General features: G+C 60.8%; 19 protein-coding genes and 1 tRNA gene. 8 read left to right on the top strand and 12 right to left on the bottom strand.

What is annotated here, in order from left to right; genetic code table 11:
* Nucleotides 1-2: 2 nt before the first annotated feature.
* The 8 genes from tssB to RBH77_RS06170 all read right to left on the bottom strand — a co-directional run bounded on the left by tssB (nt 3) and on the right by RBH77_RS06170 (nt 10936).
* On the bottom strand, nt 3-518 hold the full coding sequence (tssB, locus tag RBH77_RS06205; RefSeq protein ID WP_311031254.1) for a type VI secretion system contractile sheath small subunit: 516 nt from the start codon (nt 516-518) through the stop codon (nt 3-5).
* A gap of 40 nt (nt 519-558) precedes the next feature.
* Nucleotides 559-1677, bottom strand: a complete 1119-nt coding sequence (gene tssA / locus RBH77_RS06200; RefSeq protein WP_311031253.1) for a type VI secretion system protein TssA — start codon at nt 1675-1677, stop codon at nt 559-561.
* A 172-nt stretch (nt 1678-1849) separates the two neighbouring features.
* Nucleotides 1850-2452 carry a DUF6931 family protein gene (locus RBH77_RS06195; protein ID WP_311031252.1) on the bottom strand — a complete coding sequence of 201 codons (603 nt, stop codon included), beginning with the start codon at nt 2450-2452 and terminating at the stop codon, nt 1850-1852.
* 11 nt (nt 2453-2463) lie between these two features.
* Complete coding sequence (locus RBH77_RS06190; RefSeq protein ID WP_311031251.1) at nt 2464-4341, bottom strand: type VI secretion system Vgr family protein; 1878 nt, start codon at nt 4339-4341, stop codon at nt 2464-2466.
* A 57-nt stretch (nt 4342-4398) separates the two neighbouring features.
* Nucleotides 4399-4875: an Hcp family type VI secretion system effector gene (locus RBH77_RS06185; RefSeq protein WP_311031250.1), complete on the bottom strand. Its 477-nt coding sequence runs from the start codon at nt 4873-4875 to the stop codon at nt 4399-4401.
* A gap of 69 nt (nt 4876-4944) precedes the next feature.
* Nucleotides 4945-7692, bottom strand: coding sequence for a type VI secretion system ATPase TssH (gene tssH, locus RBH77_RS06180; protein ID WP_311031249.1), 2748 nt, complete (start codon nt 7690-7692; stop codon nt 4945-4947).
* 531 nt (nt 7693-8223) lie between these two features.
* On the bottom strand, nt 8224-9561 hold the full coding sequence (locus RBH77_RS06175) for a PP2C family protein-serine/threonine phosphatase (RefSeq protein WP_311031248.1): 1338 nt from the start codon (nt 9559-9561) through the stop codon (nt 8224-8226).
* 433 nt (nt 9562-9994) lie between these two features.
* Nucleotides 9995-10936 (bottom strand): PP2C family protein-serine/threonine phosphatase, encoded by a 942-nt coding sequence (locus tag RBH77_RS06170; RefSeq protein WP_311031247.1) that lies wholly within the window; start codon nt 10934-10936, stop codon nt 9995-9997.
* Between the two features lie 192 nt (nt 10937-11128).
* On the opposite strand from RBH77_RS06170, the gene RBH77_RS06165 reads away from it, so the two are divergent.
* From RBH77_RS06165 to RBH77_RS06145, 5 genes are read left to right on the top strand one after another with little or no spacing between them, the layout of a single operon-like run.
* Nucleotides 11129-11644: a ubiquinone biosynthesis methyltransferase UbiE gene (locus tag RBH77_RS06165; protein ID WP_311031246.1), complete on the top strand. Its 516-nt coding sequence runs from the start codon at nt 11129-11131 to the stop codon at nt 11642-11644.
* Entirely contained in the window at nt 11644-12819 is a 1176-nt protein-coding gene (locus RBH77_RS06160; protein WP_311031245.1) for a methyltransferase domain-containing protein, read from the top strand. Before RBH77_RS06165 ends, RBH77_RS06160 begins: the two co-directional genes overlap by 1 nt.
* Nucleotides 12816-15197, top strand: coding sequence for a SpoIIE family protein phosphatase (locus RBH77_RS06155; RefSeq protein WP_311031244.1), 2382 nt, complete (start codon nt 12816-12818; stop codon nt 15195-15197). Before RBH77_RS06160 ends, RBH77_RS06155 begins: the two co-directional genes overlap by 4 nt.
* Nucleotides 15198-15199: 2 nt before the next feature.
* A complete protein-coding gene (locus tag RBH77_RS06150) occupies nt 15200-15754 on the top strand; it encodes a slr1658 superfamily regulator (protein WP_311031243.1) in 555 nt (184 codons plus the stop codon).
* 37 nt (nt 15755-15791) lie between these two features.
* Entirely contained in the window at nt 15792-16130 is a 339-nt protein-coding gene (locus RBH77_RS06145) for a slr1659 superfamily regulator (protein ID WP_311031242.1), read from the top strand.
* Nucleotides 16131-16274: 144 nt separating this feature from the next.
* Here RBH77_RS06145 and RBH77_RS06140 read toward each other — a convergent pair whose 3' ends face one another.
* Nucleotides 16275-16943: a hypothetical protein gene (locus RBH77_RS06140; protein ID WP_311031241.1), complete on the bottom strand. Its 669-nt coding sequence runs from the start codon at nt 16941-16943 to the stop codon at nt 16275-16277.
* Between the two features lie 614 nt (nt 16944-17557).
* Nucleotides 17558-17647: transfer RNA gene (locus tag RBH77_RS06135), tRNA-Ser, on the bottom strand.
* Between the two features lie 798 nt (nt 17648-18445).
* Here RBH77_RS06135 and RBH77_RS06130 point away from each other — a divergent pair.
* The gene (locus RBH77_RS06130) at nt 18446-18700 is read left to right on the top strand and encodes a hypothetical protein (RefSeq protein ID WP_311031240.1); all 255 of its coding nucleotides are present in this window, start codon (nt 18446-18448) and stop codon (nt 18698-18700) included.
* A gap of 60 nt (nt 18701-18760) precedes the next feature.
* Here the strand turns inward: RBH77_RS06130 and RBH77_RS06125 are convergent, their stop codons facing one another.
* Together RBH77_RS06125 and RBH77_RS06120 are read right to left on the bottom strand one after the other, a co-directional pair.
* Nucleotides 18761-19966 (bottom strand): site-specific integrase, encoded by a 1206-nt coding sequence (locus RBH77_RS06125; protein WP_311031239.1) that lies wholly within the window; start codon nt 19964-19966, stop codon nt 18761-18763.
* A 190-nt stretch (nt 19967-20156) separates the two neighbouring features.
* A complete protein-coding gene (locus RBH77_RS06120) occupies nt 20157-20645 on the bottom strand; it encodes a hypothetical protein (protein ID WP_311031238.1) in 489 nt (162 codons plus the stop codon).
* A gap of 280 nt (nt 20646-20925) precedes the next feature.
* On the opposite strand from RBH77_RS06120, the gene RBH77_RS06115 reads away from it, so the two are divergent.
* The gene (locus RBH77_RS06115; RefSeq protein WP_311031237.1) at nt 20926-21198 is read left to right on the top strand and encodes a helix-turn-helix domain-containing protein; all 273 of its coding nucleotides are present in this window, start codon (nt 20926-20928) and stop codon (nt 21196-21198) included.
* A gap of 70 nt (nt 21199-21268) precedes the next feature.
* On the top strand, nt 21269-23467 hold the full coding sequence (locus tag RBH77_RS06110) for a LamG-like jellyroll fold domain-containing protein (RefSeq protein WP_311031236.1): 2199 nt from the start codon (nt 21269-21271) through the stop codon (nt 23465-23467).
* The last annotated feature ends 55 nt before the right edge of the window (nt 23468-23522 follow it).

Below are 23522 nucleotides of genomic sequence, written 5' to 3'. Positions count from 1 at the left end.
GCTCAGGCCTCCTGTCCGGTGGTTTCGTCTCCAAGCTCTCCCACCAGCGCGGAAAGCTTGTCGGTGTTGCGCAGAACCTCCTCGAGAATGTTCTCGAGATCTTCCGAGCGATCCGCCTTCGACATCAGGTCACGCAGCTTGTTACGCACCGCCAGCAGCTTACGCAGCGGCTCCACCTGCTGGACGACCGAGCCGGGCTCGAAATCGTCCATTGAATTGAACCGGAGCGCCACGGCCATCTCGCTATCGTCTCCGGCAAGCGTGTTTTCGACCTTGAACTCCGCGCCCGGCGTCATGCGCTTCATGACGTCGTCGAAATTGTCACGGTCGATCTGGATGAACTTGCGGTCGCGCAGCGGCTTGAGCGGCTCGTACGGCTTGCCCGAGAAATCGCCGATGACACCGACGACAAAAGGCAGCTCCTTGCGGACCTGGGCACCCTCCGTCTCCACGTCATAGGTGATATGGACGCGCGGTTTGCGCACTCTTGAGAGTTTCTTCTGAACGCTTTCTGCCATGTTACTTTCCTCGGTTGGTACGGTTCTGATTATCGGTCGGCTATTCGGACGAAGCCTCGAGATTTTTGATGCCCGCGGCGAGCAGGATGCGCTGGACGTGGGACGGGTCCTCGGCAAGCTCGGCCAGAAGTTCCGGCAGGGTCAGACGGGCGCGCCGGACGGCTTCCTCCAGCGTGTACGAAATAGGGGATTGCGGTTCGGTCTTGCGGAAAAAGCCGGCAAGGCGCGTCAGTTCGCCGAGCGCCTCGTTACGCGAGGCATAGCCGTCGACGCGGGGTCCGCCGGATGCAGGCGCGGACGCTCCTGTGCTATCGGCGGTGGGCGCAGTGTCATCGGTGGCGACGGCGTCGTCTACGCTCACGAGCGCAAGCTTGTCGGCCGCGAAATAACGGATGGATGAGCCGGCCTGCTGCAGCAATTCGCGCAACGCCGTCACAGGCGGCGCGTCGGGACCGGCAACCGCGTCGAACGCGGACGACATTTCGTCGAGCGCCGCAAGACATTCATCGATCAGCCCGACGGTCGCGGCGAACGTCGCCGCAGGCGTCTCCGTCACGCTTTGCATGAACTGTTCCATGGGCACGGCGCCCGCATCTATGCGGGCCTGGCGCCTTGCGGGATCCGTGATCTTCTGTATCTCGCTGGCCTGCTCATAACTCCATAGCGAATAGCTCGCGATGTCGCCTTGCGTGATCGGCAGAAGGCGGATCGGCTGAATCAGCGTCCCGACGGCGCCCGATCCGCTTAGGCCGGCGACCGCCGTCACCCTCCCCTCGACGCCGTCCTCATCGAGTTCGGGGAAACACGTCTCCCAATAGTTCCGCACGATGCCCGCGATCACCGCCAGACCATCGCGAAGCCCCGCGAAGCCCTCCGTGCGGACCAAACCCTCGACCAGCCATGCGGCAATCTCCAGGTCTTTGCTCGCTGTGGTCAGCAATTCCACCGAGGTGGAAACGACCGTATTCCACTCTTCGGGCGTGGCCGCTCCCGTCTCGATCGCGCTACGTTCTTCCGAGCGGGCGGCATTGCGGGCATCTTTGACCCGGTAGTAGAGGGAGTTCGATTGCTTGTCGCCGCGCGAATCCGTCCCGGCCGCCGCCTCTTCCGAGATCGGCTCCATCAATGCGGCGATATCGATAACCTGCGGGCTCGTCATCCGAACAGCTTCCCCCCGGTACCCGCGGCGGCGCTGGCCAGCCAGCGGCAGAAGTCGGCGAGGTTCCTTCCGAGGTCGACAATGCTAGAGAACGCCGCGCGAATCAACCGATCTCGCCCTTCCATTGGTTCCGCTGGACTTGCTCCCCGCAACAGCATGAAAACGACGGAGCTCATGACGCCTCGCGGCGAAGTTCCGCCTTCAGCTTCCCGTTTCCGCCATTGGCGATATCCATCCCGCGCTCGATCGCTTCCTCGAAGCGTCGGTCGGCGGATTGTGCCTCGCCCGCCGCAACCGCGAGGAGAACAGAAGCCCCTACCCCGATGGCGCAAAGCGATGGGTCCGGGGGTACGTCCGGCATGCCCTCCGGCGCCATGCTGCCACCCGACCAGAACACGGACAAGGCCGCGTAGGCGGCTGCCCCCTCGAAATTAAGCTGCTCGGCAGCTGCCATGCAGGCGCGCCGCTTGCCTTCGTCGGGCTCATAGGCCCAGGCGATCGCCAGTCCAAGGCAATCGGTATCGGGTGGCGCCAACTCGTTGCCGCGCGCCGTCACGCAAGCCCACCATACGGCCTCTCGCGGCGGCAGGGAAAAGGCCAGGAAGCGCACTGCGTCGCCGAAATGCCGGCCCTGCACCAACAGCGCCAGGAAGGCCTGCGGCGAGAGCGCGGGCGAAAGCAAAACCATCGCCGTCGGCGACAAAGCCGCGCGGCGACAGATCTCCTCGGCCGAGGATGCCGAAATCTTGCGAAACGGAGCGGTCTGGACCTCCACCGTCTCCACCTTCAATTGATATTGACGACGCCGCCCTTGAGGGCGGCCAAACCGTCGGCGGTGATCTGGACGACGGGGGCCTTTGTTTCCGCCTTGGTCGTCCCCGTTACAGTGATGGTGAGGCCATTGATCTTGACGCCCTGCGGGGTGATCTCGACAACGCTGTCGCCGCATTTGAGCTTGATGCCCTGCATCGCCTCTACCGTGATCTGACCGGACGACGCCTTTACCGTCTGGTTCCCCTGCGAGATTTCCAGTTCGTCATTACCCTGCTTTATCGTCGTCGTGCGGTTGTTCTTGATCGTGCGCTTCTGGTCGTTGCCGACGTCGAGCGTATCGTCGTTCTCGACCTCGCGCAGAAAATCCTTCTGGGCGTGGATAGTGAATTTTTCCTCGCCGGCCTTCTCGTCGAAGGACAATTCGTGCGCCGTAGTCTTGTTGCGGCTTCCGACATTGAGCGTGAGGAAGCCGCTTTTGGTCGCGGTCTCCTTGGTGACCCAGGGCGCCTTGTTGTCCACGTTGTATACAGCGCCGGTGACCAGCGGACGGTCGGGATCGCCGTCGAGGAAATGCACGACGACCTCCATCCCGCCCCGCGGAATGAAGAGCCCTCCCCAGCCGGCGCCCGCCAATGGCTGGGCGACCCGCACGAGACAGGACTCCTTGTTTTGCTTCTTGCCCTCGCGGTCCCAGTAGAAGCGGACCCTGATCCGCCCCAACTCGTCGGTGCCGACGGAGTCCTTCCCGCCGACAACGATCGCGGTCAACGGTCCGTGCACCACCGGCTTCGGCGGAGGCAGAGGCCGCCGGGCGACCCGCTCCGCGGGAATGCAGGAAAAATCGTTGCGGTAGTAGGGTTCGCCCTCCGTTCCCTCATGCAGGGCGAAATAGGTCGGATCGCGGCTTTCATGCGCCACACGTGTCAGGACGAATTTCTTGTCAACGACATCGGAGGCGGGATGTTCCTTGATGGTGAAGCGATGGCCGGGCATAAAGCTCGCGGCGCCGCCTCTACCGTCGATGACGGCGAAGCCGGCATCCGTCGCATCGACCGCGGCGGCGGACAGCGCGCTCACCCTTTGCGCCTTCGGCCCGGCACTGAAGCGGAACCGTTCCCACTGCTTGGCGCTGGCAGGCTTCAGCGCTGTCTTCGTCGTCGTAACGGAGGGATCGGTCGAGACCTCGTAATCGTAGTCGGAGAGTGTCCAACTCGTCTCAGTCAGGCGGCTCGCCATGTCGAATTCAGCTATCGCGTTCGCGGTAGCCTCGACATCCTGTCGATATTCGATCGAATCCTGAGCGCAGTCCGCATAGGCCGTTGCGTCGTTGCACAGCACGAGCGTGTGATCGGAATCGGTGTGCGTGAAGTAATAAAAAATCCCTTCTTCGGCAATCAGACGTTCGAAGAAGGCAAGGTCGGTCTCGCCGAACTGAGTGCAATACGCGCGCGGCTCATATTTTCCCTTGAGCGAATTCTTGAATTTGACGCCCGTAAGAAGCGTGGCCAGGATGTTCGGAATCGTGCCCTGGAAAACCTTGTAGTTCGACTTCCGGCCAAGTGTCCAAAGCGTCGGTGAAATCACCAGCGTGTACAGCCTGTAGCCGCCGCGCGTAAAGGGCCCGGCTGCAATCGAGGTGACGATGCCGTTGACGATGCGGGGCTTGTCTTGCGGCCGCGCCATCGACAGCGTCGCCGGCTTGCCCAGAATGTCTTCTGGGGCAATGGTCATCTTCGGCGAGAGAGCCGAGACGCGAAACTCGAAGGGTTCGGAGATGGCTTCGGTCCCGACTGCTTCGGTCGCAAGCATCTGGTCCTTGCCGAGCGCCGTGTTGAGCGTCAGCCATCGGTCTACCTGTGAGATGGGTGCCTGCGAGACAGATTCAGCCATGCCGGTTACCGAGATTCCGACGCCCCATTTCGCCGGGACGCCGGACCTCGTCCATCATCAGCCTTTCTTGGCAGTCGTAAGGTCGTAGCTGACCCTGACCGGCGTGCCCGCTGCATTCTTGTCGTCGTGCGGCGTCATCTCGAACTCGACCTTGGTGAAATTAAGCGAGAGCGATTCGCTCGGCCTGTCGCCGCCGCTCGATACGCTGTATCCGGAGATCAGCGTGTCATCCAGCGTGTATTTCGCATAGACCATGCCCGGATCGCCCGTCGAAACGAAATTGATTTCGACTTTCTTTCCCGTCGTGCCCGCGGCCGATTCGGTGAAGAGCTTCGGCGACGCGCCGTCCATCGACTTCGTAACCGTGACTTCGCTTACGGAAGCATGAGAGGATTCACGATTGTTCGTGCTCCCGGTCGGTGTCGAGATCCCGCGTCCGACGCCGAACTGGAAGGACTGGACCTCTATCCACTTAACGTGATCCTTCTGCGTAACCTCGCCGTCGATACCTTCATATTTCATGTAAACAGCCATTGCACATCCTTCCCAGACTAGTGAACGAGCCCTGGGCGCCCCCCATGGAGCGCCTGACATTAATAGAAGCTACTCCGCCGCCGCACTGTTGGCTTCGCCGGGTTCGCCGCCTTCTTCAACACCCGAACGGGAGGAGGCGTCGCCACCCCCGGTTCCGGCCTTGAATTCGAATTCTCCCTCGGGGCCGATCGTCACGAAGATGCTGCCGATCTCCTCCCCGTCCGCCATCCGCGACAACACATGCGCCGACAAGCGCGGCAGCAGGCTGCGCGACAGAATGTGCTCGATATTGCGCGCTCCGCTTTCGACTTCGGTGCAGCGGCCGGCGATCTCGTCGATCAGATCCCCGTCCCACGACAGGCTCGCACGATAGACTTCCAGGTAACGCTTGCGGATGCGGTTGAGCTGGAGCTCCACGATCTTGCGGATGATATCGTCGGCCAACGGGAAATAGGGCACGATGGAGCAACGGCCGAGGAAGGCCGGCTTGAACGTCTTGAGGAGTTCGGGGCGCAGGGCCTCGTTGAGTTCCTCTGCGCTCACCCGCGTCGCCGGGTCGTCGCACAATCGATGGATCAGGTCCGTGCCGGCATTCGAGGTGACGATGATGATGGTGTTCTTGAAATCGATATCGCGGCCCTCGCCGTCACGCAGCATGCCCTTGTCGAACACCTGGTAGAAGACGTCCTGGACGCCGGGATGGGCTTTCTCCATCTCGTCGAGCAGGATCACCGAATAGGGCCGGCGGCGCACAGCTTCGGTGAGCACGCCGCCCTCGCCGTAGCCGACGTAGCCGGGAGGCGAGCCCATCAGGGTCGATACCTTATGTTCTTCCTTGAACTCGGACATGTTGATGACGGTCAGGTTCTGCTCACCGCCATAAAGGAGATCCGCGACGGCGAGCGCCGTCTCCGTCTTGCCGACGCCCGAAGTGCCCACCATCAGGAAAACGCCGATGGGCTTGCGCGGATCGATCAGCTTGGCGCGGGAGGTGCGGATGGTCTCGGCAATCGCCTCGAGCGCATGACCCTGGCCGATCACGCGTTCCTCCAGCTTGTCCTTGAGGGACAGGACCGTCTTGATCTCGTCGCGTAGCATCCGGCCGACAGGAATGCCGGTCCAGTTTCCGACGACTTCCGCGATCGCCTGGGCGTCGACCGTCACCCGCATGAGGGGGTGCTCGCCCTGCAACGCCTCCAGTTCCGACTGGCGCGTCTTCAACTCCGTGCGCAAGGCTTCCGGATCCGGCATATGGCCGGTACCGCCCGCCTCATCCCCGGACGATAAATCGCCCCCCTTGCCGAGTTGTTCCTGCAGCTCGCGGATACGGGTGACCTGTTCCCGTTCCTGTTCCCATTTCTTCTCGAGGTCCGCCAACTCGCCGACGGCAGCCTCGCGCGTGGTGCCGAGTTCCTCGATACGCGCCGTGTGGTCGGTCCCGATGCGGGCCTCTCGACCGAGGATCCCCAAATCCATGTCGATCAACTCGATGCGCCGGCGCGCGTCTTCCACGGCGGCAGGCACGGCATGGCTGGCGACCGCGACCCGCCCGCTGGCGGTGTCGAGCAGGCTGACGGCCTTGTCGGGGAGCTGACGGCTCGGGATGTAACGGCGCGACAGGCGCACCGCTTCCTCGACGGCGTCCGACTGGATACGCACGCCGTGATGCGCCTCGAGCGCCGGCACGATGCCGCGCATCATGGCGATCGCTGCCTCATCGTCCGGTTCCTCCACCCGGACGACCTGGAAGCGCCGGCTGAGCGCCGGATCGCGTTCGAAGTATTTCTTGTATTCGGCCCATGTGGTGGCCGCCACGGTTCTCAGTTCGCCCCTGGCCAATGCCGGTTTCAAGAGGTTGGCCGCGTCGTTCTGACCGGCCGCACCTCCCGCGCCGATCATCGTGTGCGCCTCGTCGATGAACAGGATGACGGGCTTGGGCGACGCCTTGACGGCGTCGATGATGCCTTTCAGCCGGTTCTCGAACTCGCCCTTCACGCCGGCGCCCGCTTGCAGCAGGCCTAGATCGAGCGTCCGTAACTCGACGTCACGCAACGCGGGCGGCACGTCGCCGGCGACGATCTTCAGCGCGAAGCCTTCCACCACCGCCGTCTTGCCGACGCCGGCCTCGCCCGTCAGGATCGGGTTGTTCTGCCGGCGGCGCGTCAGGATATCGACGATCTGGCGGGTCTCGGCGTCGCGGCCCAGCACGGCATCGATCTTTCCCTCGCGTGCCCTGGCGGTGAGGTCGATCGTATACTGGTCCAACGGACCGCCGGCACCCGGCCGTGGCGCCGCTCCCGCACTACCCTGCGCACCGCCCGCCGCCGGCGCACTTCCCGCCTCGGCGCTGCCCGAAACGATGTCGGCAAAGGACGAAGTCAATGTCTCGACGTTGATCTTGCCGAATTGCGAGGATGCATCGCGCGCGACGGCGGCGAGCGTATCGTCGGAAAGAAGGGCGACAAGGACATGACCGCTGCGGACGGCGGGTTCGCCGAATTGCAGCGAGGCCGCCATCCACGCCTCGCGGATCAGTTTCACCAGATCTGGCGACAGGGCCGGCGAGCGGCTGTTGCCCGTCTTGAGGCGATCGAGCGCGCGCGTCAGGTCGGTAGCAAGCCGATCGGCCTCGATCTCGAACCGAGTGAAAATCGCCGCAATATCACTGTCGACGCCCTCGATGATCTTCGATAGATAGTGCTCGATCTCGACATTGTAGTTTGTACGGGAAAGCGTGAGCCCGACAGCGGCCTCCAAAGCCGAACGGCACCGCGGCCCAAGCCTCGCTACAAGCGATTTGATGTCGAGTGTTGCCATGCCCAAGCCCGCCCGCCGCACAAACGGCGCATAACTAAACCGGCAATTTGCCGGACCCCAAATACAACGCCGATTTTTCTCTCGACTTAGTCTCTGCCCACCAGACAGCCCCTCGTACAAAACAGAGCCTCGCCGAAAATCAGCCGGCCTCTCTGCTCACTACCCGGACTACGGTTGGCGCCGCCTTTCACTTAATCTCACCCTGCACGGCTACTTGTTTGTCGCGCCGGGAACGTGTCTCGTCGATTCGACCCGCAATGAGGGTCCTGCCCGTCTAAATTCCTGGCGATCCCTTGATGCGATCACCCATCTGCCTGTTTCCTTTTGCCACCTGCGACCCCAATCGAGCCGTCACGGCTACCTTCCAAGGCGGACCTTCGCACCACATCGATCTTCGCTGATGGGAGAAGTGATCCCGAATCTGGGTAGACTACTCATACAAGTTCCGTAGCGTCAATCAAAACCCGCCAATGAGGTTACTCGACGGTGCGTCCCTTATGTCAAATCGGCGATGCTTCCGCGGGCCAAACATCACGGACCTGAAGAAGCGCCACGATAGGCGAGCACGAGGCAGGTAAGATCGTCATGTTGGCTCGCGCCAGCGGCAAAAGCGTCAACGTCTTCGAAGATACCCTCGACCAGTTGCCGCACGTCGAGATTTCGACGCCCCGCGACCGTCGCGTGAAGCCGCTCGTCTTCAAAAAGCTCGCCCAACGGATCGTGCGCTTCCGTTATGCCGTCCGTGAACAGCAGGAGCCGGTCGCCCGGGTCGAGCCGCGTGGTCCGCGTTCGGCAATCGGCCGGCGATAGAACACCAAGCGCGATGCCATCGGGCGGCATGGCCTCGACAGTGCCGTCGCGTCGCTGGACGAGAGGCGGGTTATGCCCGCAATTGCAGTAGGAAAGACTTCCGTCCCGCAAATCGAGGATCGCGCCGAAGAAGGTGGCGAACATGGAGGCCGAGTTCTCCATCTCCAGGAGCTCATTGGCATATTCGACTGCCTCGCCGATCCCGGATGCCGGCCCGCGCAGCGTCATGCGCAGCGTCGTCTGGCAAACGGCCATAAACAGCGAGGCGGGCACGCCCTTGCCGGAAACATCGCCAATGGTGACCACGAGGCGGTTGGCGTCGAGTAGGAAGGCATCGTAGAAATCGCCGCCCACTTCCCGCGCCGGCCGCATCGCAGCGAAAAGATCGAAACGTCCATGGCCATCCCTTGGAAGCGGATCTGGAAGCATGGCGTGCTGGATAGCGGCCGCGCTCGCCAGTTCCTCGCGCTGCCGCTGCCTCAGCGCGATCTGCTCCGCCATTCTGCGGAACGTCTCGGCGAAATTGACCAGTTCGGCCGAAGGGTTGTTGAGATTGTCGAGGATGCCCTGGTCAAACGCGTCCTTTTCAAGCGCGACCAGCGCGTCGGTATAGACGCCGATCGCCGAATTCAACGATTTCAGCTGCCCTCCGAGCCGGCCCACCACATGGCGCAGTATTTGTGGGCTCTCGTCTGCCAGCGAGTTGAAGACCTCTTTGCCTATGTTCAAATAACGTATGTTTTCTAGGGCGCGGACCGTCGCGGTTCGCGGCAAAGCTGCAATGACCCCGATCTCGCCGAGTAAGGCCGGCGCATCGACGCGGGCAAGGCGGATTTCGCCGGAAACCGTCTCCGCTACCACTTCGACCGCCCCCACGAGCAACAGCATAGCGGAATCGCTCGCCTCGCCCTGTCTGAGAAGAACGGAGCCTATCTCCGCCTCCCTTCTCGCTCCGTTCGAGAGCAGCCGGTCAAGCGCGACTTCAGGCAAAGCTCGCAGGAACGGATGCGCCCGAAGAAGCGAAGGGATTTCGCCTGCCTGCGGCGCCTGAGACGGCATCGACATGTTTTCCTGAAAGGCCTCGCGCTTCCGGCCGTCGCTTCGACCGAGGGTGCGAACAGATCACAATTCACGCCTCAAGGCAAAAGAACGGCGGAGGCTGGGGGTCCGCGATGGAAAGTTTCCACTTCGCCAGCGAGCAGGCGGACTTTCGGTGCGGTCATCTCCGACTACAAGTGTCGCACGTGGCTCGAAAAGTGCCCGACCTGTTGCTTCATACCTATATCACAGACATGGAAGCGCCACTTACCGCTTTTCTTTTGCCCTCTGATCGGCTTCTCTGACGCCTTCGCGGTCCCGACGAGCCTTTTCGTCATTGGCTTCGCGGCATTGAATTTGTGCAGAATTCACATCGGCAATTGCTTGCCGATTGCGATGCTGGAGGGTCGATCACCCCCAAACCTGCCGGAATCTTTTTGTCCGCCGTTCTCGATCAGAACTGAATGCGGAGCAATGAAAAATCGTCTGGCAGCGGGCCATCCGCATTGAAGGACCGCACCCAGTCAAGGACTGCCTGCGGGTAATCGCTTTGCATGGTCACGAACTTTGTCAAATCGTCGATGCCGAGCATGTCGCCGTTCGGGCCGGACACTTCGAAGGTTCCGTCGCTGATCAGCAGCAACCGGTCGCCAGGTTCGATTGCGATGCGTTCGGATTGATAGCTTATGTCGGGAAGCGCGCCGATCGCCATCCCGCCCCGCGTCATCAGATGCGTTGACGTCGTGCGTCTATCGGCGCCGGTGCGCAAATGGATAGCCGGCGGATGGCCGCCGCTCGCATAGAGAAGCGTCGCCGTCGTGCGCTGGTACACGCCGTACCAGATGGTGAAGAACATGCCGTTCTGCTTTTCCATCGGAAAGGCATCATTGAGCGCGCAAAGCACGCTGTGCGGTTCGCGAAAGTCGGTAGCCGGCAATGCCGACGACTGCAGCACTTTGATGGCCGCTACCGACAGCAGCGCTGCCCCAACCCCGTGGCCGCACACGTCGAGCAGGTAAAATGCCATGTGATCTTCGTCGATGTCGTGATAGCCGAAGGAATCACCACCAAGCTCCGTGGAAGGCACCAGTAACCATTCAGTCGCCGGAATTGCCTGGCGTGGCGCAGGCAATATGGACATCACATACCGCTCGGCATCGAGAAGCTCCGCCTCCAGCCGCGCCTGGATCTTCTGAAGCGCTAGGTTGCTGTCGGCCAACTGATCTTCAACTGCCTCGCCATGTTCGATGGTGGCTTCATACAGGAGCGTAAGATCGTCGTATTCGGCGGTCAGTCGCGCGATCTCGGCCTTCGCAGCGGCAAGCTCTTCGGCGAGATCAAAACTGCCCTGCGCCTGCTTGGGAAAAACAGCGGCTGTTTTTGAGGGTTCGTTCATTATCAGGTGTAATAGTCCCCCACCGAACCGCTTGGCAAGCAATCGGCCCGGCTATCGGCGTTGCCGTTTCAACGGCCGTTCCATATCGTTGCAGGGGCGGACCGCTTGGCAAATCCGGTTCGCGAATACACGCTCTCCGATACAGCCGGGGGAAACGAAGCACATCAAGCTTCACATCATGACGGGGGGCATATGTCTCGGACGGGGAAGACACGCGAGGGCGGCTATTTCGCCCCGCTTCTCAGCATCGATCTCGACATCGCGGCCTTTGCTTCGAACTGGTCCTATTGCGACCGGTTTTCCTCGTACATCGCGCGTATGATCAGCCACAATCGCACGGACTCGCTTCTCTACGCGAACCTGTTTTCCTCCGCGCTCAACGAGTTGCTGGAGACCGTCTTTCGGGTCCATGGCGGGGCAGGCAACCTTACCTGCTGCGTTTGCCGCCAGGCAGACAGAGACAGGATCGAGCTCACGGTTCCCTGCGGGGAATCTGAAATCGCCTTCTATCAGGATGCCGTAGCCAAATTGGCGGGCGAAGACATCGAGGACCGATATCGGGCCGCCTTGTTCAAAGACGGTCCGATGGAGGCCAGTGTCGGGCTGCTCGAACTGGCCGTCGACTACGGCGCGGACCTCTCCGTTGAAGCGATACCGCAGGCAATAAGGCTGGTTGTCGAACTCTCGCTGGAAGAGGGGGGGAGTTGATGTCGGACATAGCCCATCCAACCTTCGACGTACGCTATGACGAGAACAATCAGGAGTTTTCGATCATCGGTTCGATGCGTCCGCGACAGGTCGAGGAGATGCATGCCTGCACTCGGCTGCTCAAGACGTCCATCGCACTCGTCAAGGGCACGTTCTATATCAACGTCAAGCGATTGCTACGACTCAACAATCTGGCTTTCCATACGCTTGCGACCGATCTGATAAAGGCTTGCGAGGAAAGGCCGGAACTTAGGATTTCGATCATCACGTCGAGCGTCGTGGGCTGGTCGACACGCAAGTTTCACGCCCTGCAGAATGCGAACCCGCGCATTGTCGTCGAGGAATACGACAGCGATTTTTATCCTGGCCAGACCTTCCTGGAAGAAGGTTCCTTCATTCCGATCCTTCGCACCCAGACGAAGATGACCTGGCGGCACGAGCGGGACATCCTGCCGCGTCACGGCATGCGCAAGGGGCTGGCGATCGCCGACATCTGCTGCGGCATCGGCGATTTTGCCGTGCTGGTTCACAAGGAGTTCGATCCTTCGCGCCTGGTCGCGCTCGATCATTCACGATCGAGCCTGGACTACGCCCGAAAGGTCGCGGGCGACTTCGGCATCCAGGGTATCGAATATGTCTATGGCGACGCTTCCGATATGCTTTTGGAAGACGACCAGTTCGACCTCGTCACCTGCCGGCATTCGCTGCAAATATTCGACCGCCCGGAACTGATCCTGCGCGAGCTCTACCGCATCTGCAAACCGGGCGGTCGGGTTTATGTCACCAACGAAAAGAACTCCCACTGCCTGGGAGAACCACGCGCCGAAAGCATCCAGTGGACCTATACCGAAGTCGCCAAGCTGTTTGCACATTTCGGCATGGACGTGGAGCTCGGCCCGAAAAGCCGACGATATCTTCTCGATGCCGGCTTCGACGAAGTTCGTATGGAATCGTTCATGGTGACCAATGTGGATGGCGATCCACAGGATTTCGCGGACATCATACAATCCTGGGAAAACGTCTATGCCGGCCAGATGTCGGTCCAACGCGGAGACGACGAAGCCTTCAATGCACGCTTGCGGCAGGGCTTCCAGGATCACATCTTCGCGGCGACACACCCGAAAGGCTATGCCGGCTGGCCGATATGGGTTGCGTCGGGGCGCAAGCCGCAATGACGACGCAAGCGCTCGAGGCCCGACCCGATAGCAGGTTTACGCTGTCGCCCCGTTCCTTCCGGGCCAAGTTCATCATGGTTGTCGGCGCGGCCGTTCTCTTCGATCTGCTGCTCAGCGGCGGCCTCGCGCTGTGGAATGTGCAGCGGTTGTCGAAGGACGCGACTTCGGAAGTCGGTGCCGGGCTGACGACCGCGACGCAGGAGTTCCTGAAGACCTATGTAGGTTCCACCTCGGTGCGGGCGGATCTCGTTCTCGATCGCGTGCGCGGCGAAGTCGATGCTCTCGCCGGTTCGATGCAGGCGCAGATCGACAGCCCCGACAGCAGGGAGGCTCTTGCTGCGGCCTTGGCCGGACCGGCGGCGACCCAGGCGCCCCTGATCTACGACCAAAAGGGCGGATGGGCACAAAACGGTCCCGGCAGCGCATCGGTCGTCAGCGTATGGGGCTATCTGCTCGACGCGGATCACCGGCCCCTGCCGGCGGTGCAAAAAGAAATCGACGACAGCGCCATGCTCGATCTTTTCGCGCCAAGCCTCATGGCGACCGGCGCGCCGAAACAGCAGATGTATTACATCGGCCCGAAAAGCCGGCCGATCTTCCGTACGGTTCCCTACACTGACCAGGCGCAGACTTTCGACAAGCTCTACCCCGGGCACAACAGCGCCAATTTCTGGGATTTCTTTTTTCCCGGTCTCTACGAAAGTTGGCAGGGCTGGCTCAGGACTCCCGGAAGTGAGCCGGTGAAAGGGGACCTGACGATGACGGCGCCTTACACCGACGCAATAACCGGCAAGCTCATTGTCAGCCTTTTTCATCCGCTCTTCACGAAGGATCGCTCCGATATTGCCGGCACCGTGGGCGCGGACATCACGCTCGACCAGCTTGCGCAGGTGGTTCAGAGCGTGAAGGTCGCCCAGAGTGGCTTCGGGTTCCTCACCATGTCGAACGGCAATATTCTCGCCATCAGCAAGGCCGGCGAGAAGGTGCTCGGCATCGAGGCGGCAAGCGGCGCCCGCTCGAGCGGCGTGACCGGTGTCGAGCGCTCGCTCCGCAGCAGCACGCAACCTGCGATAAAGACGCTGTCGTTGGATGCGGTCAACGACGGTGCCATCCAGGAAATCTCGCTTGAACAAGACGGCACGCAGGTCCCCTATCTTGTCGCGTTGAAACGCCTGAAGCCAGTCAATCTCTGGAGCGGCGGCCCGGTCGCAAGCGAAACGATGTCGGTCGGTATCGTCGTCCCGGAACGGGAGATCTATGCCTCGCTGTCCGCCGCCCAGGATAGCATCTCGGCTGCCACGAAAAGGATCCTCACCTACCAGGTCCTGGCCATTCTCGTTTGTATGCTGGTCGTGTTTGCCGCGGTTTTCGCCATATCGGGGCGGATCACCGCTGGATTGAGCGCTTTGGCGAATGCGGCACGTCGCTTCGCCGCCAAGGACTATTCGGTGCGCGTCAGCATTCCTACCCGTGACGAGGTTGGTGCGGTGGGGCTGGCCTTCAATCGAATGGCAGAGGAAATCAGTTACCATACCGAGAATCTCGAGCGGCTGGTGGAGGCACGCACGACACAGTTGGAAAGCGCCAACAAGGAGATTTCGGCGCTCAACAAGAAGCTGAAAGGCGAGAATCGCAGGCTTGGCGCTGAACTTGATGTCGCTCGGCGGATCCAGATGATGGTGCTGCCCAAGGCAAGCGAACTCGATGCCATCCCAAAGGTCGAGATTGCCGGCTTCATGGAACCGGCCGACGAAGTGGGTGGCGATTACTATGACGTGCTGCACGACGGGGCTCGTATCAAGGTCGGCATCGGCGACGTTACCGGACACGGACTGGAAAGCGGCGTCCTGATGCTGATGGTGCAGTCCACGGCGCGGGCCCTTCAGGAAAAGGGCGGTGGTGATCCGAAGCAGTTCCTGCAGGTGCTCAACCGTGCGATTTACAAGAACATCACGCGCACAAATTCCGACAAGCACCTGTCGCTGGCCTTCCTCGACTACGAGGATCGGAAGGTGACCGTGTCAGGCCAGCATGAAGAGGTGCTGATCTTGCGCGGGAACGGCGAGCTCGAGCGCATCGATACCATCGACCTCGGCTTCCCGATCGGCCTGGAAGGCGACATATCGCCTTTTATTGCCACGCGCGACATCCGTTTCGACCCGGGCGACGCCATCGTGCTCTATACCGACGGCGTCACCGAGGCGGAAAGTCCGGCCGGCGAACTGTTCGGCACGGAAAGGCTGTGCCGCAGCGTTCGCGCGCACGGCCACGGCAACGCCGAGGAGATCGTGCACGGCGTCATCGACGACGTGATAGCACATATCGGCACCCAGAAGATCCATGACGACATCACCCTTGTCGTGATGAGGCACAGATAGCGATGCTCAAATCTTTCGGCCGCACGGATTTCCGCAATGGTCCGGGTGCCTTCGCCACCCGCATCAGACTAGCCGACGGCCCGCTTGGCCTTGCCTGGCACCATTGCGCCGCGACAGCCGATTTCCTCGGCGATTTCTTCGCGCTTCGCCGGGCGACCTCGCAACAAGCCTATACAGAGACACGCCACGGCATCGGCTATCTGGTCAACGAGCTTCTGGAAAATGCGGTCAAGTTCGGGGAGCCGGGCGATATAATCATTGAGAGCTCGCTCGACGGCGATCTCTTCGAAGTCAAGATCGTCAACGCGATCAGCCCGGGAACCGCGCGGCGCTTCCAGGATATGCTTGCGGAACTGACGGCGCGCGATCCCGGCGAATTGCTGATCGCCCGCATCGAGGCCAATGCAGCCGATGCGGGGGCCAGCGGATCCGGGCTTGGTCTTTTGACCTTGATGAACGACTATGGCGCGCGTTTGGGCTGGATATTCCACGACGCGGACGCTGGAGCGGGCGGGTCTATCGGTCTCGATACATTTGCCGCCCTTGATCTTTCCTGACGCCCAGAAGAATTTGTGACGGAGCCAATAGCAAGCCATGGAAATCAAGACCAACGAGTACCGCGTCTGGAGCGAGGGCGCCGAGATCCACTACGAAGGCACGATGCGTCTCTCGGGCACGGAAGCGTATGCGCCGGTCCTCGACCTGATGAACGGCGTGCTGGCGGCGAAGCCGAAGACGATTGTGCTCGACCTGACCGAGCTTGAATTCCTCAACAGTTCCGGCATCAATCTCCTGGCGCGGTTCACCATCGAAATCCGCAAGCAGATGGATGTCGGACTGACCGTCAAGGGATCGACCCGTATCCCCTGGCAGTCGAAGTCGCTACCCAATTTGAAGAAGCTTTATTCCGCGGTCGATCTCGTCATTGCCTGACACTTGAACCGCCCCCTGGCAGCTTTATCGGCCGCGCTTCCGAACTGCACACCCCTCAGGCCGCATTCGGCAAGCGGATCCATCAGTTGGAGGGTGGATTGGAGGCCGCGTATAAACCGTGCTGGATTGTTATCGTTGGGGCAGTCAGATGAAACGCTCGCACCCGATATAGCGTAGCGTCATTCGATCACCAGGTACCGTGTAATACTGGTGGGTATAGAACTTCCATGCTCCGCTGGAGCTACGCCTACCGAACGTGACGGTAGATATCTTTGCGTTGTTCGGAACAACCGCTTTGCGGGTCATTGGGTTGTAGTAGTCATCCGGGTCGATCAATTTTGCATTCGTTACCAAGCCTTTGGCGACATTTCTCTGGATCATTCTCTGCTGTTGGCCGGCGACTGAAGGATCGAGGTTCTGTCGTGTCTGCGGTGTCATATTGACATGGTGAACGCTCACGTCGTTACCACTAGTCACTGATCCCGCGACAAAAGTGCACCCGTCCATTGCGTAGGTAAACATCATGTTCGGGCCACCGTTCCCTGGCAGTGTCGTCCCCAGCGCGTCAGAACTGGAGTAAGGACACCAGAACGCATTCACATCGTCGCCCTCCTTCCCCGACAAAAGGCTTAGCGAAAATACCGGCATTGTCGGATTTCCGTTCACCAGCATATTCTTCGCTATGACCGAATGAACAGGGCTGAATTTGAAGGTTTTTTCTCCGCCGGTTCCACCAGTACCCGCTGTTACCATAAGGACATTGTTACGCAGAAACGTCCGTGGGTGTGAGATAAAGTCCTGAACGTCCGTCATTCGTTGGTCCTCAGTTCCGCCTGTCTCGCCGCTGCCTCCTAAGAGCAGTTGCCCATCCTTCCACCTTTGTTTTCCATCGACAAGCGAGCCTACTTCAGATCGTGCTTAGGCCAAGCGTTTGAATTGGCCGAGGACATCGCAACGGAGTTGCTATCGGCTGTCGAAGAGCCGCGACCTGCCCGCATAACGGAAGGGCAGCACAATATGTCCCGCCTGATCTGGAGCAGAAACGAGATGGTAGGCAGGCCGCAGCCAAACGCCTGACATATCGCCAGATTGTTGCCAGTTTGCCCGTCCCGGCTCGCTGGGGCGGGTTTTTTCAATGTTGCTGGTGGACGGTATCCAACGCCAGCAAGATTTCTCGGCCCGAGACGGTGGGTTTGGCCCAATAGCCGCCTCTAGTATGCTCCTGCCAGTCCACCCAGCCTCTCAAAGCCATGCGGCGGCATATACCCAGCGTTGTCGCAGGTAAGGATTAAAAGTGCCCTGATGCAAATCGAAACCTTGCCGGAAGGAAGAGATGCCCGTTTTCGGGTGTCAACATTTCGCAAAGTGGTGATGAAAATATCTCGGCTCGGAAAATAAAATAATAACAAATGCTTATGTCAATAATTTGGCGGAGAGGGGGGGATTCGAACCCCCGATACCCTTGCGAGTATGCCGCATTTCGAGTGCGGTGCTTTCAACCGCTCAGCCACCTCTCCAACCACAGGATTCCGCCATTCTCAAGGTGCACTTGACGGAACATCCTGTGAACAAAACCGACCCGTGGACCAGTGTTGGACCAAATAGGCCACGGACCCGGTTTGAGCGGGCGGGTTGTAGCGATCCTTGGCCAGTTCGACAAGGGAAAAGAACGCCGTCCGCTGCCCGCGCAGATAAGGAGCGCCGGCACGGACCACAAGCCGCGCCACGTTGCTTGATCAGTTCGCTCTCTGCACGTTGCACAGGAGGAACTCCGCTCCCTAATTGTCGCCGCAGTTCAAATGGTGGCAGCGCCTTTGCCCCTCTAGGCGGCGTGCCCAAGCTTCGAGTATCGGGTGCATCAGCCGGATCATTGGCAGCAGAACGCAGCGTGAACGTAGAAACCTTGACACTGCATGAACTTTAGCGCGAAATTACTAACTGGATCGGTTGCATGACCGATTCTCGATGAGAGAGGCCGGGGTGGCGACCCCGGCCCTCCATCGAAACCGCAAAAGCTTCGGACGGCCTGCGGTATTCGGTTAGTGCGTTGCGAGGATACTCGCACTCCGACTCCTGTCAAGCCGTCCGAGGTCCGACATATAAGGACTTTGGAATATGGTTATTCCTCCCAAACCACCATACTGCCTTACCTTTGACGATGCCGTTGACGTTTGGCTTCGCCATTGGCAGGGCGAGTACCAGCATCACATTGCGGCCTCGTATGGCGTCAATCCGGGCCGTGTGAATGACGTTCTGAAAGGACGCAAACACCCCGGTAGCGAACAGGCAGCCGCTCCGAAAAGGAGGGCTGCGTGATGGCGCAATGGGATATTGCTCTTGTGCTTGAACAGGGCGTCGACTTTGCCGTCGCATCTGTGCAGGATCACGTCATTGACAATCATCATACTGCGGAAGGTCTGGTTGCCGCGCTCAGCGTTCGGTTGGGCCGTCCCGCTGTGCTGTTAGGAGCACAACGACACCGCCTTTACGGGCGGCAGGACATCGTTCGGTTTCTGCAAAGTGTTGATCCGGCACGTCTGCCGTGGCGTCGGATGGAAATTGCGTCCTGAAGCCTGAAAGCACGGTGGGCGCGCCAGCAATGGCATCAACGGCTTGGCGCGCCTACCTCCTCAACTTGCTCCCAGCACGTTGGCGAGAAGAAGACCGGCCGCTGTTGCCGCCGCCGCCTCCGCGTCGGTCGTTGCGTGGCTGTAAATGCCCAGCGTCACCGCCGCGTTGGCGTGACCGAGCCGCGCGCTGACCGCCGCGACCGGCACGCCGGCCTGAAGCAACAGGGTGGCGTGCGTGTGGCGAAGGTCGTGGAAACGGAGCCCAGCGAGGCCGATCTTGCCCGCCCTTGCCGCGAACGCTTTGCTTATTGGCCCATGCCGGCGGGGCGCTGCCGGGTCAACCGCGGAAGCCGGGAATACCAGGGCGTGATCGGGCAGGAGGCTGCGCAGCGTGGCAACGCTGCCCATGCAGCGGATTGCCCGCTGTTCTTCCTCCTGCCGCTCCCGTTCGGCTTCAAGCAGGGCCGCCAGCCCATCATCCAGGCGGATAGTGCGCCGGCTGCGCTCCGTCTTGGGTACGCCGCGCTGAAGCCCCTCGCGCGTCGGTTTCAGCGCCGCTTCGATGCGTAGTGTCTTGGCGCTCCAATTGACGGCGGACCACTCCACCGCCAGAAGTTCATTGATGCGCGCGCCCGTGCCTGCGGCAAGCGCCACGATCGGAAACAGCGGGTCGCCGTCGAAGGCTCTCAGCAGCTTGTCGAGTTCGGCTTGCGTCAGCGCCCGGCCGCCGCTTTGTGTGGTTGCTTTTGGGGGCGACGCGTTCGCGACCGGGTTGCGCGCAACCGCCCCGATTCTGGCCGCCGCCTTGAAGCATGAACCAAGCACCACATGCACATAGCGTATCGTGGAGGCGTGCAGGCCATCCGCCTCAAGCTGCCGGTAAAGCTCATTGATGCGGACAGGCGTCAGCTTTTGGAGCGAAATCTTGCCCAGCGCTGGAACGATGTGACGATCCAGGATGCTTTTTTGGCGATCGTAGGAGCGCGTCGACACTGCGCGTTTGAGATATTGTTCGGCCCAGGTCGCAGCCCACTCGGCAAGCGTCGTAGCGGCGGGCGCAGTCCATGCGTTGCGCGCGATATCCGCGCGGATCACGTCGCGGCGGGCGATTGCGTCCTCCTGGCTTCCCGTCACAGTCTCCGTGTGACGCTTGCCGTCCTTGACGTAGCGGATGCGCCATCTGTTTTCACTACGACGATCGATCCCGGCGAGCTTCTTGGCCTTTTTACTCATTACTTTCGCTCCTACGGCTGCTGCGAGCGCCACGCCCTGTAATCTTCCAATGTCTGGAAGGTACTAGGGCCGCCAACGGGCTTCCTGGAGGACGGTTCGCCGGCCGTTACAACCTCAACTTTCTCGCCATCGAAGGTCACGCGCTGCACGGTCAGCCCCGATGACATGACGGCCTTAATCAGCCGGGTCACCTCAACGTGTGTGATCTTCGCAGCGCGGCGGCTCACGTGGTCTCCCGCTTCTTTTGTGGGCGCTCCGCCGTTTGTCCGATTCCCAAATCTGATTTAATTTCAGACAGAGCCTTTTGATCGCTCGCCATCGGAACCGGGGTACCCTGCTCGTAGGTCGGCTCATGAGCGTTGTACAGTCGATTCCACATGATCTCCGCTACCATTTCCGCTAGGTGTTTTGGGTCATCCAGCTTCTTCTCGCCAAGGCGTTCAAGTACCCTACAAAGACCACGCTGGAGGTAGGCGTAATCTTCGCCCTCTGGAATGTCTTTGATTAGTTCGTTCGCCACTAGGCTGAGTAGCCGGGTGAGCGCTCGCGCACGCGATGTCAGACGCGCTTCCAATCCAGCCCACGAATCCCTATTCAGATTCTCAGGCAGAGTCTGCTCCAACCGCCACTCAATCTCTTGGCGCGTCGTTCTTCCGCTTACCTCCGCTTCTTTGCCCATACGCTCCCACAGCTCGCTGTCGAGACGGAACATTTGACTGGCGGGGGCTACCCTCTTTGCCACGGTCTGACCTCTCTGCACCCGAAAAAGTGATCGCACCTAATCACACTCGTTGCATCTTGTCAACAAAATCTGTTGATTTGCTATCAAGGCGAGATGCAATGAAGCCAATAGCCGTCAACGGCACACCCGTACATTATCAATATCGTAATCATGTCTGTTTACAATATTAACTTTATCTGCTAACGAATAAGGCGAGGCGGCTCCTACTTGGGTGAGCGGCCGAGTACATAACTATTAAGGAGCAGGTACCATGACCCTTCCCGATCGACCGCTCAGCCCGGTGGAATTTGCCAAAGCGCTGGGATGTGGCCGGCACACGGTCGACTGCGCAATTCGCGACAACACTATCCCAGCGGCCCGGATCGGGCGTCGCTACTTCATTCCGCGTCGTGTCGCGATCGAAATCTTGGAAAACGGTCGCATTCCGCAGGCGCACTCCACGCCGGCTCCGACGCCGTTCCTTGCTTCAGACACTCCCCCTCAGCAGCCCGTCGCCCACCCGGCAGGGGTAGGCGCCTCCTGACCCGGCCGCGCGAACCGTAACGTAATCTCGATGAGCTGCGGAGGCTCGTCACCTGGAATGAGGCAGCGACATGAGCAACGTGATTGTTGAAGGTTTCAGCGCCTACGGCACCGGCACGTTCGATTCAACTAAACCGATCGGACTCGCAATGCTCGCCGGTGTGTGGGCGGCGTTCGACGGAGGCATTATCGAAGCGAGCCGGGCAGTCAAGACTCTGCCCTGGGATATCAAGAATCCCGACCTTTACGTGGAATACCTTTTCGGCTCCACGAACGTGAACAAGAACGCCATGCGCCGCGTGCTGCCCACGGCACAAAGCACGGCGATTTTCTCGTTTTACTACGCGTGTTCGACGCTGCCCACTGTTGCAGATAGCGGCACCTTTATCCTCGCCGTGTGCGATTCCGGCAATAACCGTCTCGCCAAGCTGGTATTGGAGACGACCGGCGCGCTGAAGCTGGTGGACAACTCGGACAGCTTGCTTGCGGCGACCAGCGGCCCCGTCATCGTCGCGGAGACGGCCGCGCACATCGAATGCAAGCTCGACGCGAATACTGGCGTGTGTGTTCTCTATGTGAACGGCACGAAGGTCATCGACGCCAGCAGCCTCACGTTCTCGGATACCCAGGACATTGCGCAGTTTCAAATGGCTGCAACGGGCGGATCTATCTCGAACGGGGGGCGCGGCTACATTGGTCACTTGATCGTGCGTACCGGCGATTCCACCTTCCCCGTGGGCGACCGCAAGGTGGCGACTCTTTTCGTCAACAAGGACGACGCCGATCACACCGGCTGGGCAGCGCAGCCGCTGCATCGCTTCGGCGTCGGCATTCTCGACCTGTCGGTGAACGACTTGGGCGGCTCGGCCGTCACCAAGGCCGTCACCGGCCCCGGCACCACGGCAACCGACCTTGGATCCGACGACTTTACCATTGAAGGGCAATTCCGCTTCCAGTCGCTCCCCACGGGCAGCGATAAGGCGGTGCTGTTCGGCAAATGGGATGAGACGAACAACGCACGGAGCTACCAGCTCTATCTCGGCGGCCCCGACCTCGAAAACGGGTTGCTGGTATTCCGCATTTCGACGGACGGGCAGAACGGCACGGTTTCGGAAGTGCTGAAGTGGGCTTGGACGCCCGCGATCGGGCACTGGTACCATGTCGCGCTGGTGCGCTCCTCCGATGAGCTGCTGCTGTTCATCGACGGCGTGCAGCAGGGCGAGGCGCAGGCGGATGCGAACACGTACTACGCCGGCACGGAGCTGCCGTGTCTCGGCGGCCAGACGAACGGTTCCAGTGTCGTCGCTGACACGACCCTCCAGGGCTGGGTGGATGAGTTCCGGCTGACAGGCGGCTTTGCACGCTACACGGCGAACTTCACCCCGCCCACGGAAGGCTTTCCGCGCAATGCCGACGATTCGCAGTGGGGCAGCGTCGTTTGGCTGTCGAGCTGGGATAACGGCGTCATTGCCGACGATGGCCCGAACGCAATCGCGCTGGTGGCGCACGACGACGCGGCGGCGATCACCCCCGACGATGGCGAGCACGATTTCCAGACGATCGACCAGGCGACGCCGCTGGATGACAACTTCATTGAAGCGGCTCTCATACCCGCAACCGGGCTTTTCACCCTTTCGGCTGTCCCCACGGCCAACGACACGGTTACGGTAGGCACCAAGGACGGCACCACGGCGGCGGTTTACAAGTTCGTCGCGACCGTTTCCGCCGCCTACGATGTCGCCATCGGCGCCAGCGTCCAGGCGACGATGAATAACCTTAGCGCGGCGATCACGGCCGGTGCCGGTGAAGGTACGGTCTACGGCACCGGCACGCTCGCCAATGCCGATGTCCCCGCTGCGCTAGAGCCGACAAACCAGATGCTGGTGACGGCGCTTACGGCGGGCACGGCCGGCAACTCGATCGCGTCGAGCACGACCGCCGCCAACGGCTCATGGGGCGGCACCACGCTGAGCGGCGGCGAAGATATCCCCGGATACTCGCAGTTCTCGCTCGACCGGATGCCCTCGAATACCTCCGTGGTGGACAGCATCACGATCGCCGCCCGTCAGTGGAAAACCGACGCCGGGTCGGCCAGTACTCAGATGTCATTCGTGGGCGCCGATGACGGCGTGTCGCTGGGCACGGAGCGGCCTATCACCACGACGCCTTCGGTGACCTTCGACACGTTCGAAACGGACCCCGATACGTCCGCCGCGCTGTCTCCGACCTCGATTCTGCTGGGTAAAATCCGACTAAACAGGACAGCGTAACCATGAGTCATGCAACACAAGTAGATCAGCCCAGCGGGCGCATCCACGACGCCTC

It is taken from the genome of Mesorhizobium koreense (genome assembly GCF_031656215.1).
GTDB classification, from domain to species: domain Bacteria; phylum Pseudomonadota; class Alphaproteobacteria; order Rhizobiales; family Rhizobiaceae; genus Mesorhizobium_L; species Mesorhizobium_L koreense.
This window is presented reverse-complemented; position numbering and strand designations above follow the sequence as displayed.

Excerpts from the sequence above, each read along its gene's own strand:
- tssB (WP_311031254.1), bottom strand. The coding sequence starts at position 518 with ATGGCAGAAAGCGTTCAGAAGAAACTCTCAAGAGTGCGCAAACCGCGC.
- tssA (WP_311031253.1), bottom strand. The coding sequence starts at position 1,677 with ATGACGAGCCCGCAGGTTATCGATATCGCCGCATTGATGGAGCCGATC.
- RBH77_RS06190 (WP_311031251.1), bottom strand. The coding sequence starts at position 4,341 with ATGGCTGAATCTGTCTCGCAGGCACCCATCTCACAGGTAGACCGATGG.
- RBH77_RS06185 (WP_311031250.1), bottom strand. The coding sequence starts at position 4,875 with ATGGCTGTTTACATGAAATATGAAGGTATCGACGGCGAGGTTACGCAG.
- tssH (WP_311031249.1), bottom strand. The coding sequence starts at position 7,692 with ATGGCAACACTCGACATCAAATCGCTTGTAGCGAGGCTTGGGCCGCGG.
- RBH77_RS06175 (WP_311031248.1), bottom strand. The coding sequence starts at position 9,561 with ATGCCGTCTCAGGCGCCGCAGGCAGGCGAAATCCCTTCGCTTCTTCGG.
- RBH77_RS06170 (WP_311031247.1), bottom strand. The coding sequence starts at position 10,936 with ATGAACGAACCCTCAAAAACAGCCGCTGTTTTTCCCAAGCAGGCGCAG.
- RBH77_RS06165 (WP_311031246.1), top strand. The coding sequence starts at position 11,129 with ATGTCTCGGACGGGGAAGACACGCGAGGGCGGCTATTTCGCCCCGCTT.
- RBH77_RS06160 (WP_311031245.1), top strand. The coding sequence starts at position 11,644 with ATGTCGGACATAGCCCATCCAACCTTCGACGTACGCTATGACGAGAAC.
- RBH77_RS06155 (WP_311031244.1), top strand. The coding sequence starts at position 12,816 with ATGACGACGCAAGCGCTCGAGGCCCGACCCGATAGCAGGTTTACGCTG.
- RBH77_RS06150 (WP_311031243.1), top strand. The coding sequence starts at position 15,200 with ATGCTCAAATCTTTCGGCCGCACGGATTTCCGCAATGGTCCGGGTGCC.
- RBH77_RS06145 (WP_311031242.1), top strand. The coding sequence starts at position 15,792 with ATGGAAATCAAGACCAACGAGTACCGCGTCTGGAGCGAGGGCGCCGAG.
- RBH77_RS06140 (WP_311031241.1), bottom strand. The coding sequence starts at position 16,943 with ATGACGGACGTTCAGGACTTTATCTCACACCCACGGACGTTTCTGCGT.
- RBH77_RS06130 (WP_311031240.1), top strand. The coding sequence starts at position 18,446 with ATGGCGCAATGGGATATTGCTCTTGTGCTTGAACAGGGCGTCGACTTT.
- RBH77_RS06120 (WP_311031238.1), bottom strand. The coding sequence starts at position 20,645 with ATGTTCCGTCTCGACAGCGAGCTGTGGGAGCGTATGGGCAAAGAAGCG.
- RBH77_RS06115 (WP_311031237.1), top strand. The coding sequence starts at position 20,926 with ATGACCCTTCCCGATCGACCGCTCAGCCCGGTGGAATTTGCCAAAGCG.
- RBH77_RS06110 (WP_311031236.1), top strand. The coding sequence starts at position 21,269 with ATGAGCAACGTGATTGTTGAAGGTTTCAGCGCCTACGGCACCGGCACG.